This is a genomic window from Pyxidicoccus sp. M15, from assembly GCF_056858435.1.
Genome location: NZ_CM166495.1, coordinates 11923827 through 11936023, shown reverse-complemented (window position 1 = coordinate 11936023; position 12197 = coordinate 11923827). Strand labels below are relative to the sequence as shown.

Sequence of the window (12197 nt, the reverse complement as noted above, 5' to 3'; positions counted from 1 at the left end):
CCGTGTGGGAAATCAATTCCACACAGGGCTCGCACCGCCCTCCCGGGGTGGTGTCCACGGGTGGACGTCCGAGCGGCCGTGCGGGCGCGGCACGCGGGTTGCTCTGACGCGCGGGCATGCATCGTGGAGTGTGGCTGGGGGCGGTGGTGGGGATGCTGCTGTGGGGCGGTGAGGCGGAGGCCGCGCGCAAGCGCACGCCGAAGCGTCAGAACACCGTCTCGCTGGCGGAGCGGGCCGTGTGGCGGGCGAAGTCGTGGGTGGGACTGAACTCGCTGCGGACCGTGAGTACGACGGTGAACGATGACTGCTCGGGCTTCACGCAGCTGGCCTACCGCAAGCCGGGGCTGAGCCTGATGCCGGAGGTGACGTTTCCCGGGGAGAACGGCGTGAAGGCCATCTACCGGAAGGCCGTGGACCTGGGCACGGTGCGCGAGACGCCTCGGGCCGGGGACATGGTCTTCTTCCGGGACACGCATGACCGGAACAAGGACGGCAAGCTCAACGACGGGCTCACGCACATCGGTGTCATCGAGAGCGTGGGCGCGGACGGCACGGTGACGTTCGTCCACAAGGCGGGCGGCCTGGTGAAGCGCGGCCGGTTCAACCTGTCGCACCCGGACGCGCGCAAGGACGAGCAGGGCCGCGTCCTCAACGACTGGCTGCGCCGCAAGGACAAGCGCAACCGCGGCTATCTCGCGGGAGAGCTGGTCGCCGGCTTCGCCTCCGTGGACGACCGCTGGGCGAACACGACGCCGCGGAAGCCCGCGTCGCCGAAGCTCGCGTCGGCGAAGCGCCGGTAGACCCAGGGGACATCCTCCCGGGGGCGCCTGCCTGCTCGCTGACGCGCGCCGCGCGTGGGCGGGGTGGGTGACGCCAGGGCCGGGAGGCGGTATGCACGGCCCCGATGTCCTTGGAACCCGAGCACACGGCACCCGCAGCGCCCGAGCGGGGCGATGCCTCGTCCAGCACCGTGAAGCCACTGGCGCCGGTCTCCGGTCCCGCTTCGACACGGGGGCGGTGGTCCGTGCGCCGCAAGGTGCTGCTCGCGCTCGCCGCGCTGTTCGTCGCCTTCGCCGGGTACGAGTACGTCACGCTGCCGGACGCCGCGCGGTTCGAGAAGGAGAACCCGAAGACGACGGCGCTCATCGACCAGCGCGCGGAGGAGGCGCGGGAGGCGGGGAAGAAGGTCCGCCGCCGCCAGCAGTGGGTTCCGCTGACGGCCATCTCCAAGCACGCGGTGGCCGCGGTGCTCATCTCCGAGGACGCGGGCTTCTACGTGCACGAGGGCGTGGACACGACCGAGATGCGCAAGGCGCTGGAGGAGGCGTGGGAGAAGGGCCGGCTGGGCCGGGGCGCCTCCACCATCTCCCAGCAGCTGGCGAAGAACCTCTGGCTGTCCACGGACCGCAGCCTGCTGCGCAAGGCGAAGGAGCTGGTGCTGACGCGCAGGCTGGAGGACGCGCTCACCAAGAAGCGCATCCTCACGCTGTACCTCAACGTCGCGGAGTGGGGGCAGGGCGTCTACGGAATCGAGGCTGGCGCGCGCGAGCACTTCAGCGTGTCCGCGTCCCAGCTCACCGTGGCGCAGGGGGCGATTCTGGCCGCCATGCTGCCGGCGCCCCGCAAGCGCTCGCCGTCCTCCGGCTCGCGGGCGCTGTGGCGGCGCGCGCACTGGATTGTGGACCAGCTCGCGTCGGTGAACCGCATCAGCGCCGCGCAGGCGGACGAGGCGCGCTCGGACATCGACCGGCTGCTGGGGCGCAAGCCGGCGGCGGGCAGCGCCGCCGACGAGGACGACACCGACGAGCGGTGAGGCCGCGCCCGGGCGCTCGCGTGAGGTGAGCGCGCTTCCGATGCGGCCGCTCCGGGGCCTTCCTCCACCGAAGGGCGTCGTTGTTTCACCCCGCCCGGGGCCCCGCGAAGCGCTGGTAGACGAGCGCGCAGACGGCGACGGCGGCCACCCAGGCGATGAGCGTCCCGACGAAGAAGAACACCGCCGTGCACACCACCAGCGACAGGATGGCCGCGTGGGACATGGGCCCCTTCAGCAGCTTCACGGCGGCGGCCATGGACAGCACGTAGGTCGCGAGGAATGACGACGTGGAGAACGGCAGCAGGTCCGCGATGCGCAGCCGGGCCAGCCACGTCACCGACAGGGCCACGAGGACGACGGCGCACATCGCCGCGAGCGCCCGGTGCGGCGTGCCCGACGCGGACATGACGCCCACCCACGCGGGGAGCTGCCGGCGCTCGCCCAGCGCGAAGGCGAGGCGGCTGGTGCCCGCGACGTACGCATTCACCGGGATGAACGAGAGCAGCAGCCCGGCGATGCCCACCACGCGCGAGGCGCTCGGCCCGAAGACCTTCGCCGCCAGCAGCACCAGCGGCGTCTGCGCATGCGCTGCGTCCCCATGCCCGGTGGCGCCAATGGTGACGATGGCGAGCGGCAGGTAGACGAGGGCGACGATGCCCACCGCGAGCATGCTCGCGCGCCAGATGTCGCGCGGGTCCTTGAACTCGCGCGCCAGCGGCGTAATCGCCTCCCAGCCGACGAAGGCCCAGAAGAGCTGCACGGCGGCGAGCCCGACGGCGACGGGCCCCTTCGAGAAGAAGGGCGTGAAGGCCCGGGGCTCCACCTCCGGGAGCGCGCGGCCGACAATCAGCGCCAGCCCCACGACAATCACCGCGAGCGTCACCAGCTGCGCCGTCGCGCTGACGCGAAGGCCCACGAAGTTGAGCGCGTACGCGGTGACGACCAGCGCCGCGCCGAACGCGAAGGCCAGGTCCTGGCCTCCGCCGAGCACGCTCGCGCCGTACTCGCCGGCGATGAGCGCCACCACCGAGGTCCCCATGGGGACCTGCGCCAGGAAGAGCCAGCCCGCGACGGCGCCCCAGCGGGGGCCGAAGGCGCGCTCAATCGCATCCGAGAACCCGGCGGCGTCGGCCCGCTGCCGCGAGAGCGCGGCGTAGGTGAGCGCCAGCGGCACCGACAGCAATATCAGCCCCAGCCACGCCAGCACCGACGCCGGGCCCGCCGTGTCCGCGGCGATGGCCGGCAGCACGAGCACCCCGGACCCCAGCACCGAGCCGACGTAGAGCGAGACGCCCTGCCACAGCCCCAGCGTCCGCCGCACTGACGGGCCTTCTGCCGGGACTGCCGGAGGGATGTGGGTCGCGGTGGCGGTGCTGGAAGACATGCGGACCTCTCTTTCACGCGCACGTATTCCTCAAGGCAGTGGTCGGTACAATGGCCACTCCTGGCCGGACCGATATGACCACTGCTCACGGCCCTACAGGCAGAGGAGCTAGCATGCGGCCATGGGCCTTCCCTCCCGTGCGCTCCTGCTGTGTCTCTCCGTGCTGCTCGCGGGCCTGCCCGCCGCCGCGGAGCCCGCGTCACCTCCCGCCGAGCCGGTGGTGGCCATCCTCCCCTTCGGCAAGGTGGAGCAGGACGTACTGGACCGGGTGGCGAAGGAAATCCAGACGCGGCTGCGCGTGCAGGTGCGCTTCGAATCCCCGCGCGAGCTGCCCAGGGCCGCCTGGTACGCCCCCCGCAAGCGCTGGCGCGCGGAGAAGCTGCTGGAGGCCGTCGACGCGGACCCGCCGAAGGGTGCGTGGAAGGTGGTGGCCGTCACCGCGGCCGAAATCTCCACCACCAAGGAGGACATCCACGACTGGGGCATCGCCGGGCTGGGCAACCTGGGCGGCCTGTCCTGCGTGGTGTCCACGCACATCTACCGGAAGCACAGCAAGACGCGGCCGGTGCTGCTGCGGCGCGTGGGGGACCTGGCCATCCACGAGTTCGGCCACACGCTGGGCTTCGACCACTGCGAGACGGACGGCTGTGTCATGTCGGACGCGAAGGGCAAGGCCGTCAGCTCCGCCGACCACAGCTCGGGCAACTACTGCGGGCGGTGCCTCGGAGTGCTGTCACCCGAGGCCCGCGCTCATATGAAGGAGGAGCGCGCCGCGCCCGCTCCCCCCTAGCCCGCGCTACAGCCCGCCCACCTCCAGCGCGCCGCCCAGCCCCGGGAAGGGCTTGGTGAGGACGGCCTGGAAGATGATGTCCTCGAGCTGGATGTTCACCGGGAACACGGGCGTGCCGATGCCGCTGCGCACCACCGTGTTGCTGACGATGAACCAGACGCGCCGCCTGCCGATGGCGTTCTTCAGCGCGGGCGTGTCGATGCGCACCGCCGTGCGGGAGCCCGGCGCGAAGTCGCGCGCGGGGAGGATTTCCGCCGCGCGGTCATAGTAGGCGGGCCGGTTCACCTCCGTGTACGTCCTCGGCCGGTCCGGCGCGGCGGTGCCGTCGAAGGACAGCCGCGCGGACGTGCGCAGCGTCAGGAGCGTGGACGGGTTCACCACGGTGAGGGTGGCGGCCACCTCCTCCACGGTGATGTCCAGCCCCTCGGTGTTCACCGTCTCCTCGGGCAGGTCCAGCGCCACCTCCGCGTAGACGGGCTCGAGGATGGAGGTGACAGGGACTGTCGCGTCGAAGGGCTCGGTCTGCACGGAGATTTCCGCCGAGCACGCGGACAGCAGCAGGAAGCACGAAGCGAAGAGGGCGCGGGTCATCATCGGAAGGTCCAGGAGAGGTCGAGAACGGGAAGCACGGGGAGGCGCTCGCCGGGGAGGGCCGTGTCGCTCAGGTCCACGTAGGCGGCGCCGAGCCCGAAGCCCAGGCCCTCACCGCCGTAGCGGATGCCAGCCGCCGCGCGGAGGGCGGAGCCGCCCGTCACGCGCACGCCGCCCTCGGCCACCACGGACCAGGGGCCGGAGAGGTGGAGCCAGGCTGCGCCGGTGAAGGACAGGTAGTCGGTGGTGTAGTGGCCGTAGCGTGCCTCACACTGGATTTGGAGGGGCCCCAGCACCAGGCCGTACACGCCGTAGAAGGACGGGCCGGAGAACTCCGGCTCGAAGCTCTGGATGGCGGGGGCCTCGGACTCGACGATGTCCGAGTAGACGGAGGCGCCCACGAAGTGCGTGTAGCGCGCGCCCAGCACGACGCGGTGCGGGCCGGCGGCCAGGGCCCAGCGCAGGCCCAGGTTGGGGGCCAGCAGCGCGTCCGCGTACAGCGACGTGTCCACCACCAGCCCCCCGAGCAGCGGTATCGCCGTGCGCTGGAGTCCGAGCACCGGCGCGTCGATGACCTCCGCCGCGTCCGTGGTCATCAGGCGCGCGGTGTTGGTCCGCATGTCCGGGGGCTCGGCTTCGGCGGATGCGATGGCAGGGGAGAGGAGAGCAGCGAAGGCACAGGCCAGACATGTGGATTTCAAACCACGTGCTCCTGAAGAAGGTGGCGTGACTCATATTGCCGAATCGCGCCTCCGGTGGCGTGCCGCCGGGTGATGTGTCGACTGCATGTCGACGCGCGCCCGTGGTCGCAAGTGACCTGGCGCTCCGGACCTGGAGGCCCGTGGCTGCCCGGGGCATCCATCAGTCCTGGTGATTCACGCCGGAAGTCCGGGCAACCGCCTGCCTGGCCTGCTGGAGCATTTCCATTGCGGGTGCGCCCCTAGCGCGTACCTTCGGCGCGGCGGGACTGGATGCCCGCCGAGGTCGCGTCACGCCCATGGAGCGGGAGGTGTCGGACGGCATGAAGCGGACGGACACAGACGCCGCGACCGGGAGCGCGCGGGTGCTGGAGTTGCTGCGCCAGTACGGGTGGAACGCCACGTCCTTCCAGGTGCTCCAGCCGGGCTTCCGCTACTGGTTCGACCCGGCGGGCGACGCGTGCGTGGCCTACGTGGACACGGGGGGCGCGTGGGTGGCGGCGGGCGCGCCCATCGCCTCGCCGGAGCGGCTGCCCGCGGTGGTCGCCGGCTTCCAGGAGGCCGCGCGCGCGAAAGGGCGGCGCGTGTGCTTCTTCGCCACCGAGCCGCGCTTCACGGAGCTGGTGCCCATGCGGGCCCTGTCCGTGGGCGAGCAGCCCGTGTGGGACCCGACGCACTGGGACGAGGTGGTGCGCGGCAGCCGCAGCCTGCGCGAGCAGCTGCGCCGCGCCCGCAAGCACGGCGTGACGGTGCGCGAGGTGCCCGCGCCCGTGCTGGAGGACCCGGCGCACCCCATGCGCCGCGCGCTGGATGGGCTCGAGGCGCGGTGGCTGGCCTCGCGCCGCATGGCCCCCATGGGCTTCCTGGTGCAGCTGGGCCCGTACGCCTTCGCGCGCGAGCGCCGCGCCTTCGCGGCCGAGGTGGAGGGGACGGTGGTGGGCTTCCTCGTGGTGTCGCCCGTGTACGCGCGCGAGGGCTGGTTCCTTCAAGATTTGCTGAGAGACCCGGAGGCGCCCAACGGCACGGCGGAGACGCTGGTGGACGCGGCCATGCGCGCGGCGGCGGCGGAGGGGCGGCGCTACGTGACGCTGGGGCTGGCGCCGCTGTCCGGGCCGGTGCGGCCGTGGCTGCGGCTGGCGCGCGTGTGCGGGCGGCCGCTGTTCGACTTCGAGGGCCTGCGCGCCTTCAAGGCGAAGTTCCGCCCCGACGCCTGGGTGCCCATCCACGTGGCCTGGCCCCAGTCCCACGGCGGGCCGGCCGCGGTGTACGACGCGCTGCGCGCCTTCGCGCGGGGCAGCCTGGTGCGCTTCGGCGTGGCCACGGTGCTGCGGCGTCCCCGGCTGCTGGTGCATGCGCTGGCCCTGCTGCTGGTGCCCTGGACGGTGCTGCTGGCGCTGCCCGTCACCGGGCGCTGGTTCCCCTCCCTCTCGGTGCAGTGGGGCTGGGTGCTGTTCGACGTGGGCCTGTCCGTGGGCCTCTTCTCGCTGGTGCGGCGCTGGCGGGACTCGCTGGCCACGGCGCTGGGGATGCTCACCGCGTCGGACGCGTGCCTCACCTTCGTCCAGGCCGCGACGTACAACATGGCGCGGGCGCGCGGCCCGGTGGACTGGGCCGTCATCACCGCCGCGGTGCTGGCGCCCGCGACGGCCTCCGCGCTGCTCTTCCGCTCGCGGGACTTGCGCCTGCCCGAGCGTCAGGGCTGAGCGCCCGCTCCCGCGTCCTCCACCGGCACGTCGACGCCATGGTCTCGGTGGAGGATGGCCTCGCCGTGCTCCACGCGGTCCACCGCGTGGAAGCGCACCATGAACTCGCGCTGCGCCGGTGAGCCCTGCTCCAGCTCGAAGTGCGTGTCTCCCACGTGCACCACCGTGCCGAGCCTCCGCCCCTCCAGGTCCTTCACGGTCATCCCCTCGCGCAGCTCTCCCGGGTCCACCATCTGTCGCCTCCTGCATGGGCAACCCTCCAGTGGTGGACACTCGTTCCCCCCGGAATCTGGACCTGACCCGCAGGGCAGTGGTTTTTTCTGGGAAGACTCGTTCCGGCCCCCCCACCGTGAACTCCTCGCGGTGCACAGGTGGTCGGCAAGGAGGGACTCGATGCGAACGCCGCCCGGCGTTGCCCTGCCGCTCGCCGTCCTGCTGTATGCCCTGACCGGGCACGCGGAACCGCCCCCGAAGCAAGCCGCCCCACCTCCAGCCGACCTGCCGCCAGGTGTGTCGCCCGCGCTGTGGAAGCTGTCGGTGCCCGCGGGCGCCGAGCCCACGCCGGAGAAGGTCTCCCTGGGCCAGAAGCTCTTCAATGACAAGCGCCTGTCGGTGGACGACTCCGTGTCGTGCGCCACCTGCCATGACGAGAAGTTCGGCTTCACGGACGGCAAGCCGGTGTCGGAGGGCGTGAAGGGGCAGAAGGTGACGCGCAACAGCCCCACCGTCCTCAATGCCATGTTCAACGCCTCGCAGTTCTGGGACGGGCGCGCGGGCACGCTGGAGGACCAGGCGAAGCTGCCCATCCTCAACCCCCGCGAGATGGGCCAGCCCAACCCGGAGGCGGTGGTGGCCAAGGTGAAGGCCATTCCCGAGTACCAGGCGGAGTTCCGCAAGGTCTTCAACCGGGAGGTGAATTACGAAGACCTGGCGTCGGCCATCGGCGCCTTCGAGCGCACGCTCTACTCCGGCAACGCGCGCTTCGACCGCTTCATCATGGGCGAGGCGAAGGCGCTCAGCGAGTCCGAGCGCCGCGGCTGGGCCCTCTTCAACGGCAAGGCCCGCTGCAACACCTGCCACGCGGGCAACGTCGTCTCGCCGCTGTTCAGCGACCAGAAGTTCCACAACATCGGCATCGCCGCGCACAAACAGGACTTCGTGAAGATGGCGCGCGAGGCGCTCAAGGTGGTCCGCACCGGCGACGAGAAGCAGATTGACGAGCTGGCGCTGGAGACGAACTTCTCCGAGCTGGGTCGCTTCCTGGTGACGAAGCAGGAGAACGACGTCGGCGCCTTCAAGACGCCCACGCTGCGCAACATCGGCATCACCGGCCCGTACATGCACGACGGCTCGCTGACGACGCTGTGGGACGTGATGGACCACTACAACAAGGGTGGCGTGGCCAACCCGTACCTGGACGGAGGGATGCAGCGGCTGGGGCTGACGGAGGGCGAAATCGACGACATGGTGGCCTTCCTCTTCACGCTCACCGACGAGCGCTTCGCCTCGCAGAACACGAAGCGCCTGTCCGAGCAGCGCGCCCGCAAGGGCCAGCGGCCGGAGCGCGACACCGCCGTGGCCATGGGAAAGAAGGGGAACCTGGGCGACCTGGCTCCCAACCCGGACCTGAACGTGAAGAACCCCGCGGCGATTGGTGTGTACGGCACCGAGACGTCCGTGAAGCCCGCTTCGACGAAGAAGCCTTGAGGAGGTGGTCGCTTATGGGCAACAAGTTCCGCAGCATCGAGACGAAGCACCACGAGGAGCGCGACGCCTTCTTCGACGACTTGAAGAAGCTGGACCGCAGGGCCTTCATGCGGGTGGCGGGCATCTCCGCCGGCATTGTCGCCGGCATGGGGCTGAGGACGCCGCAGAGCTTCCAGCTCGTCAACGTGGCCGAGGCGCAGGGCACCAAGCCCCGCTTCTCCTTCGCGTACATCTCCGACACGCACCTGTATGACCAGAAGCTGAATGACCGCTTCGTCCGCTCCATCCTCAAGGCGGTGGACGACGTGAATGCGCTGGACCCGCAGCCGGACTTCGTCCTCTTCGGTGGGGACCTGGCGCAGCTGGGACAGGCCGTCGAGCTGAAGCTGGGCGCGCAGATTCTGAAGAGCCTGAAGGCGCCCGTGAAGATGATGGTGGGCGAGCACGACTGGTTCCTCGACATGGGCGAGCTGTGGCGGGACTTGTTCGGCCCGCCGAACTACTCGTTCGACCACAAGGGCGTGCACTTCGTGGTGCTCAACTCCATCCTGGAGAAGGACTTCTGGACGGAGAAGAAGCTCACGCCGATGGAGCGCATGAAGATTGTCGCCGGCCTGGACAACGGCCTGCAGTCGCGCTTCGAGGTGGGCGGCGAGCAGCGCGCGTGGCTCCAGCAGGACCTGGCGAAGGTGGACAAGAAGACGCCGCTCATCGTCTTCAGCCACTCGCCGCTCTACAAGTACTACCGGCCCTGGAACTTCTGGACGGACGACGCGGACGAGGTGCAGGCCATCCTCAAGCCCTTCGAGAAGGTCACCGTCATCCACGGGCACACGCACCAGCTGCTCAGCAACCAGATTGGGAACATCAGCTTCCACGGCATGCTGTCCACGGCGTGGCCGTGGCCGTACGCGCCGGAGGGGCTGCCGAAGCTGACGGTGCAGATGAACCGTCCGGACCCGTTCAGCCAGTTCGACGGGTGCGGCGACGGGCGCATGGACGTGTTGGAGTCGGGGCTGGTGGACAAGCTGTACAACCTCTGGGAACGCAACCCCATCACCGTGCGCGCGAGCTACCTCGCGTCGGGTGGGAAGCAGAATGCGCCGCCCCGAACCAAGCTGCCGAGCTACTGAGCGCGAGGGGACACCATGACCATCCGGATGAAGCTGCTTGTAGGCGCGGGAGCGCTCCTGTCCTTCGCGGGCGGTGTGGCGCTGGCCGGCGAAGGCCCCGTCGCTCCCGAGGTGAAGAAGCACGCGGTGCCGACCTCGAAGGACGGCGACCTCGTGGTGGGGCTGTGCGACGGCGTCACCTCCATGGAGGTGGACGGCGTGAAGGAGGGGCAGAAGCTGACGCGCGAGCAGGCGCTGCGCGTGTCGGGGGCCCTGATGGAGCAGTGGCTGAAGAAGAACCCGGACGCGAACTGGGACCCGGCGCCAGTGCTGGCGCAGGCACCTCCGCCGCCGAAGACGCCGGAGGCGCCGCGCAGTCCGCCGGCGGTGCCCTCCACGCCGCAGAAGCCGTCGTCCGGAGGGACGATGGTGGGCGGCGGGGTGAAGCCGGAGAGCGGTGGGAAGGACGTGAAGAAGCAGGTGGGTACCAACATCCAGGACGGGCACACCTACGGCGCGTTCTCCCAGCGGGACGAGGCCATCTGGGCGGCGTCCACGCAGGCGTTCGTGGAGGATGGCAACCGCGTGTTCCACGACGCGGAGCTGGTGGGCGGCACGGTGGCCGTGTCGTGTGACATGTGCCACCCGGATGCTTCGAATACGCACCCGGAGACGTATCCGAAGTACCAGGTGCAGCTGGGCCGCGTGGCGCTGCTGCGCGACATGATCAACTGGTGCATCGAGAACCCGGTGCGCGGCAAGCCGCTCGCGGATGACGACCCGAGGATGCGCGCGATGGAGGCGTACATCTACGCGAAGCGGAAGGGCACTCCGCTGGAGTACGGGAAGAAGTAACTGGATTGCAGTGCCTGATATGACCTCCGGCCGGCCCCTGGACTTCGGGGCCGGCTGGGGGAGTCCTGATGGGGTACCGGCTTCAGTGGTTCTTGTTGTGCGCGGTGCTGGCGTCGTGCGCGTCGACTCCGGCGTCCCCTGTCGAGCGGGACGTCGTGGAGTTCCCGGAGGCGTACACCCGGCTGGATGAGGGCGCGTGCGTCACGTTCCTCTGTGTCGAGGATGCGTGCGGCCTGTTCCGCTGTGAGGACGTGCCGTCCGAGCCCGGGCGCGTGGTGCGGACGCGGGGAACGTTCGTCCTTCCGCCGAGCGCGGTTCGGTCACCGCAGCGGAACTGGGGCTACCCCTGGGTATCGCCGGGACAGTCCGAGCCTGTCTTCGTCATCCGCTGGTACGGGCGGGAGCTGCTGCCGAGCCAGAAGCGGCTGCTGGAGATGGCGCAGGCGCTGGCGACGAAGCCGCGGGAGAAGCACCACATCTTCCCGAGACAGGAGGGGCTTCGGGAGTGGTTCGAGGTTCAAGGCATCAACATCCACAAGGAAACGATGCTTCTTGATATCGACACTCACCATCGCATCCACAAAGGGCCTGATGGGGGGCCCTGGAACGAGGCGTGGAGGAATTTCCAAAAAGCGCACTTTGGCGCGACCAAGGAAGACATGTACCGGTACGCGCGGGAGTTGATTATCCGCTTCAACCTGATTGGACCCATCCTGCCCTACCATCTGCTGGTGGGCCCTCCCATCGAGTACTGACGCCATGCCGCGATTCTTTGATGTTCTGCTCGGAGACTACAGGAGCCAGAAGGGAAGCTACGAAGCCCGGCACAAGTGGCTCCTCCCAGGGGTGAGTTGTCCTGAGTGCAAGGCGACATGGGGCGGAGCGGGGCTCAACTATCCCGCCGTGGACCTCTCCGGACATCCAGTGGCGAAGACGCTCTCGAAGGCCTACCTGGAGGAGAACTTCAGCGAGTTCGAGCGCCTGCGCGAACAGGTGCGTTCGTTGCTGCCTGCCGGCTATCCACTCCTGCCAGGCACAACTTTCGGCCCCCTTGTAGGAAAGGCCAGAGGACCCTTTTCCGCGCTCATCCAGAAGTATGCCGGCACGTTGCTCGTCCAGCCCGACGTGCTGACGTTGTTGCAGGGAGAAGGACTCCGCGGCCTGCGCGGCTGCCGCACGGAGATACTCTTCCGCCCGAAGGGCGTCCCAGAGCTCCTCAACCTGCACATCGAGCCGCGCGGGCTCCTCCACGCCGACTGCATCCCGAAGAGCACGCCCCCACCGTGCCCGAAGTGCGGCCGTCATGGCTTCAGCCTGCCGAAGGAGCCCATCCTCGATGGAACCTCCCTCCCCACGGACCTGGACCTCTTCCGCCTGCGCAACTTCGCGACCGTGCTCATCGTCACCGAGCGCTTCAAGGACGTCGTGGAGCGCTTCGAGCTGGACGGCCTGACCTTCCGCGAACTCCCGGTGCGCTGAAGCAACCCCGTCACCGGCAGGCCACCGTGGAAGCGCCCCGTCCTCCTCCAGAGGCGAGGGAAGGC

13 protein-coding genes are annotated in these 12197 nt (G+C 69.8%); 9 read left to right on the top strand and 4 right to left on the bottom strand.

The window, feature by feature from the left end; genetic code table 11:
* The first annotated feature begins 116 nt into the window (after positions 1-116).
* Both ACX9TP_RS44320 and mtgA read left to right on the top strand, forming a co-directional pair.
* The gene (locus ACX9TP_RS44320; protein WP_482976747.1) at positions 117-800 is read left to right on the top strand and encodes an NlpC/P60 family protein; all 684 of its coding nucleotides are present in this window, start codon (positions 117-119) and stop codon (positions 798-800) included.
* 104 nt (positions 801-904) lie between these two features.
* Positions 905-1813, top strand: coding sequence for a monofunctional biosynthetic peptidoglycan transglycosylase (gene mtgA, locus ACX9TP_RS44315; protein WP_482976746.1), 909 nt, complete (start codon positions 905-907; stop codon positions 1811-1813).
* Positions 1814-1898: 85 nt separating this feature from the next.
* Here mtgA and ACX9TP_RS44310 read toward each other — a convergent pair whose 3' ends face one another.
* Entirely contained in the window at positions 1899-3197 is a 1299-nt protein-coding gene (locus ACX9TP_RS44310; protein ID WP_482976745.1) for an amino acid permease, read from the bottom strand.
* Positions 3198-3318: 121 nt separating this feature from the next.
* Between ACX9TP_RS44310 and ACX9TP_RS44305 the strand changes: the two genes are divergently transcribed.
* Positions 3319-3987 carry a hypothetical protein gene (locus ACX9TP_RS44305; protein WP_482976744.1) on the top strand — a complete coding sequence of 223 codons (669 nt, stop codon included), beginning with the start codon at positions 3319-3321 and terminating at the stop codon, positions 3985-3987.
* 6 nt (positions 3988-3993) lie between these two features.
* Here the strand turns inward: ACX9TP_RS44305 and ACX9TP_RS44300 are convergent, their stop codons facing one another.
* Both ACX9TP_RS44300 and ACX9TP_RS44295 read right to left on the bottom strand, forming a co-directional pair.
* On the bottom strand, positions 3994-4581 hold the full coding sequence (locus ACX9TP_RS44300) for a hypothetical protein (protein ID WP_482976743.1): 588 nt from the start codon (positions 4579-4581) through the stop codon (positions 3994-3996).
* On the bottom strand, positions 4578-5198 hold the full coding sequence (locus ACX9TP_RS44295) for a hypothetical protein (RefSeq protein WP_482976742.1): 621 nt from the start codon (positions 5196-5198) through the stop codon (positions 4578-4580). Before ACX9TP_RS44295 ends, ACX9TP_RS44300 begins: the two co-directional genes overlap by 4 nt.
* A 401-nt stretch (positions 5199-5599) precedes the next feature.
* Between ACX9TP_RS44295 and ACX9TP_RS44290 the strand changes: the two genes are divergently transcribed.
* The gene (locus tag ACX9TP_RS44290; RefSeq protein ID WP_482976741.1) at positions 5600-6979 is read left to right on the top strand and encodes a bifunctional lysylphosphatidylglycerol flippase/synthetase MprF; all 1380 of its coding nucleotides are present in this window, start codon (positions 5600-5602) and stop codon (positions 6977-6979) included.
* Here ACX9TP_RS44290 and ACX9TP_RS44285 read toward each other — a convergent pair.
* Positions 6970-7212 (bottom strand): DUF2171 domain-containing protein, encoded by a 243-nt coding sequence (locus ACX9TP_RS44285; protein WP_482976740.1) that lies wholly within the window; start codon positions 7210-7212, stop codon positions 6970-6972. The two genes, ACX9TP_RS44290 and ACX9TP_RS44285, sit on opposite strands and share 10 nt — an antisense overlap.
* A gap of 160 nt (positions 7213-7372) precedes the next feature.
* Between ACX9TP_RS44285 and ACX9TP_RS44280 the strand changes: the two genes are divergently transcribed.
* From ACX9TP_RS44280 to sitI6, 5 genes are all read left to right on the top strand, one after another.
* Positions 7373-8686 carry a cytochrome-c peroxidase gene (locus ACX9TP_RS44280; protein ID WP_482976739.1) on the top strand — a complete coding sequence of 438 codons (1314 nt, stop codon included), beginning with the start codon at positions 7373-7375 and terminating at the stop codon, positions 8684-8686.
* 14 nt (positions 8687-8700) lie between these two features.
* Positions 8701-9819, top strand: a complete 1119-nt coding sequence (locus tag ACX9TP_RS44275; protein WP_482976738.1) for a metallophosphoesterase family protein — start codon at positions 8701-8703, stop codon at positions 9817-9819.
* 15 nt (positions 9820-9834) lie between these two features.
* Positions 9835-10653 (top strand): c-type cytochrome, encoded by an 819-nt coding sequence (locus ACX9TP_RS44270; RefSeq protein ID WP_482976737.1) that lies wholly within the window; start codon positions 9835-9837, stop codon positions 10651-10653.
* Positions 10654-10721: 68 nt separating this feature from the next.
* Positions 10722-11408 (top strand): SitA6 family polymorphic toxin lipoprotein, encoded by a 687-nt coding sequence (sitA6, locus tag ACX9TP_RS44265; RefSeq protein ID WP_482976736.1) that lies wholly within the window; start codon positions 10722-10724, stop codon positions 11406-11408.
* A 4-nt stretch (positions 11409-11412) separates the two neighbouring features.
* Positions 11413-12132, top strand: a complete 720-nt coding sequence (gene sitI6, locus ACX9TP_RS44260) for a SitI6 family double-CXXCG motif immunity protein (RefSeq protein ID WP_482976735.1) — start codon at positions 11413-11415, stop codon at positions 12130-12132.
* Positions 12133-12197: the final 65 nt, after the last annotated feature.

Bases quoted from the DNA above. Each gene is read 5' to 3' on its own strand.
- ACX9TP_RS44290 (WP_482976741.1), top strand. From the start codon at position 5,600: ATGAAGCGGACGGACACAGACGCCGCGACCGGGAGCGCGCGGGTGCTG.
- ACX9TP_RS44305 (WP_482976744.1), top strand. From the start codon at position 3,319: ATGGGCCTTCCCTCCCGTGCGCTCCTGCTGTGTCTCTCCGTGCTGCTC.
- ACX9TP_RS44285 (WP_482976740.1), bottom strand. From the start codon at position 7,212: ATGGTGGACCCGGGAGAGCTGCGCGAGGGGATGACCGTGAAGGACCTG.
- mtgA (WP_482976746.1), top strand. From the start codon at position 905: ATGTCCTTGGAACCCGAGCACACGGCACCCGCAGCGCCCGAGCGGGGC.
- ACX9TP_RS44310 (WP_482976745.1), bottom strand. From the start codon at position 3,197: ATGTCTTCCAGCACCGCCACCGCGACCCACATCCCTCCGGCAGTCCCG.
- ACX9TP_RS44275 (WP_482976738.1), top strand. From the start codon at position 8,701: ATGGGCAACAAGTTCCGCAGCATCGAGACGAAGCACCACGAGGAGCGC.
- ACX9TP_RS44270 (WP_482976737.1), top strand. From the start codon at position 9,835: ATGACCATCCGGATGAAGCTGCTTGTAGGCGCGGGAGCGCTCCTGTCC.
- ACX9TP_RS44300 (WP_482976743.1), bottom strand. From the start codon at position 4,581: ATGATGACCCGCGCCCTCTTCGCTTCGTGCTTCCTGCTGCTGTCCGCG.
- ACX9TP_RS44280 (WP_482976739.1), top strand. From the start codon at position 7,373: ATGCGAACGCCGCCCGGCGTTGCCCTGCCGCTCGCCGTCCTGCTGTAT.
- ACX9TP_RS44295 (WP_482976742.1), bottom strand. From the start codon at position 5,198: ATGCGGACCAACACCGCGCGCCTGATGACCACGGACGCGGCGGAGGTC.
- ACX9TP_RS44320 (WP_482976747.1), top strand. From the start codon at position 117: ATGCATCGTGGAGTGTGGCTGGGGGCGGTGGTGGGGATGCTGCTGTGG.
- sitI6 (WP_482976735.1), top strand. From the start codon at position 11,413: ATGCCGCGATTCTTTGATGTTCTGCTCGGAGACTACAGGAGCCAGAAG.
- sitA6 (WP_482976736.1), top strand. From the start codon at position 10,722: ATGGGGTACCGGCTTCAGTGGTTCTTGTTGTGCGCGGTGCTGGCGTCG.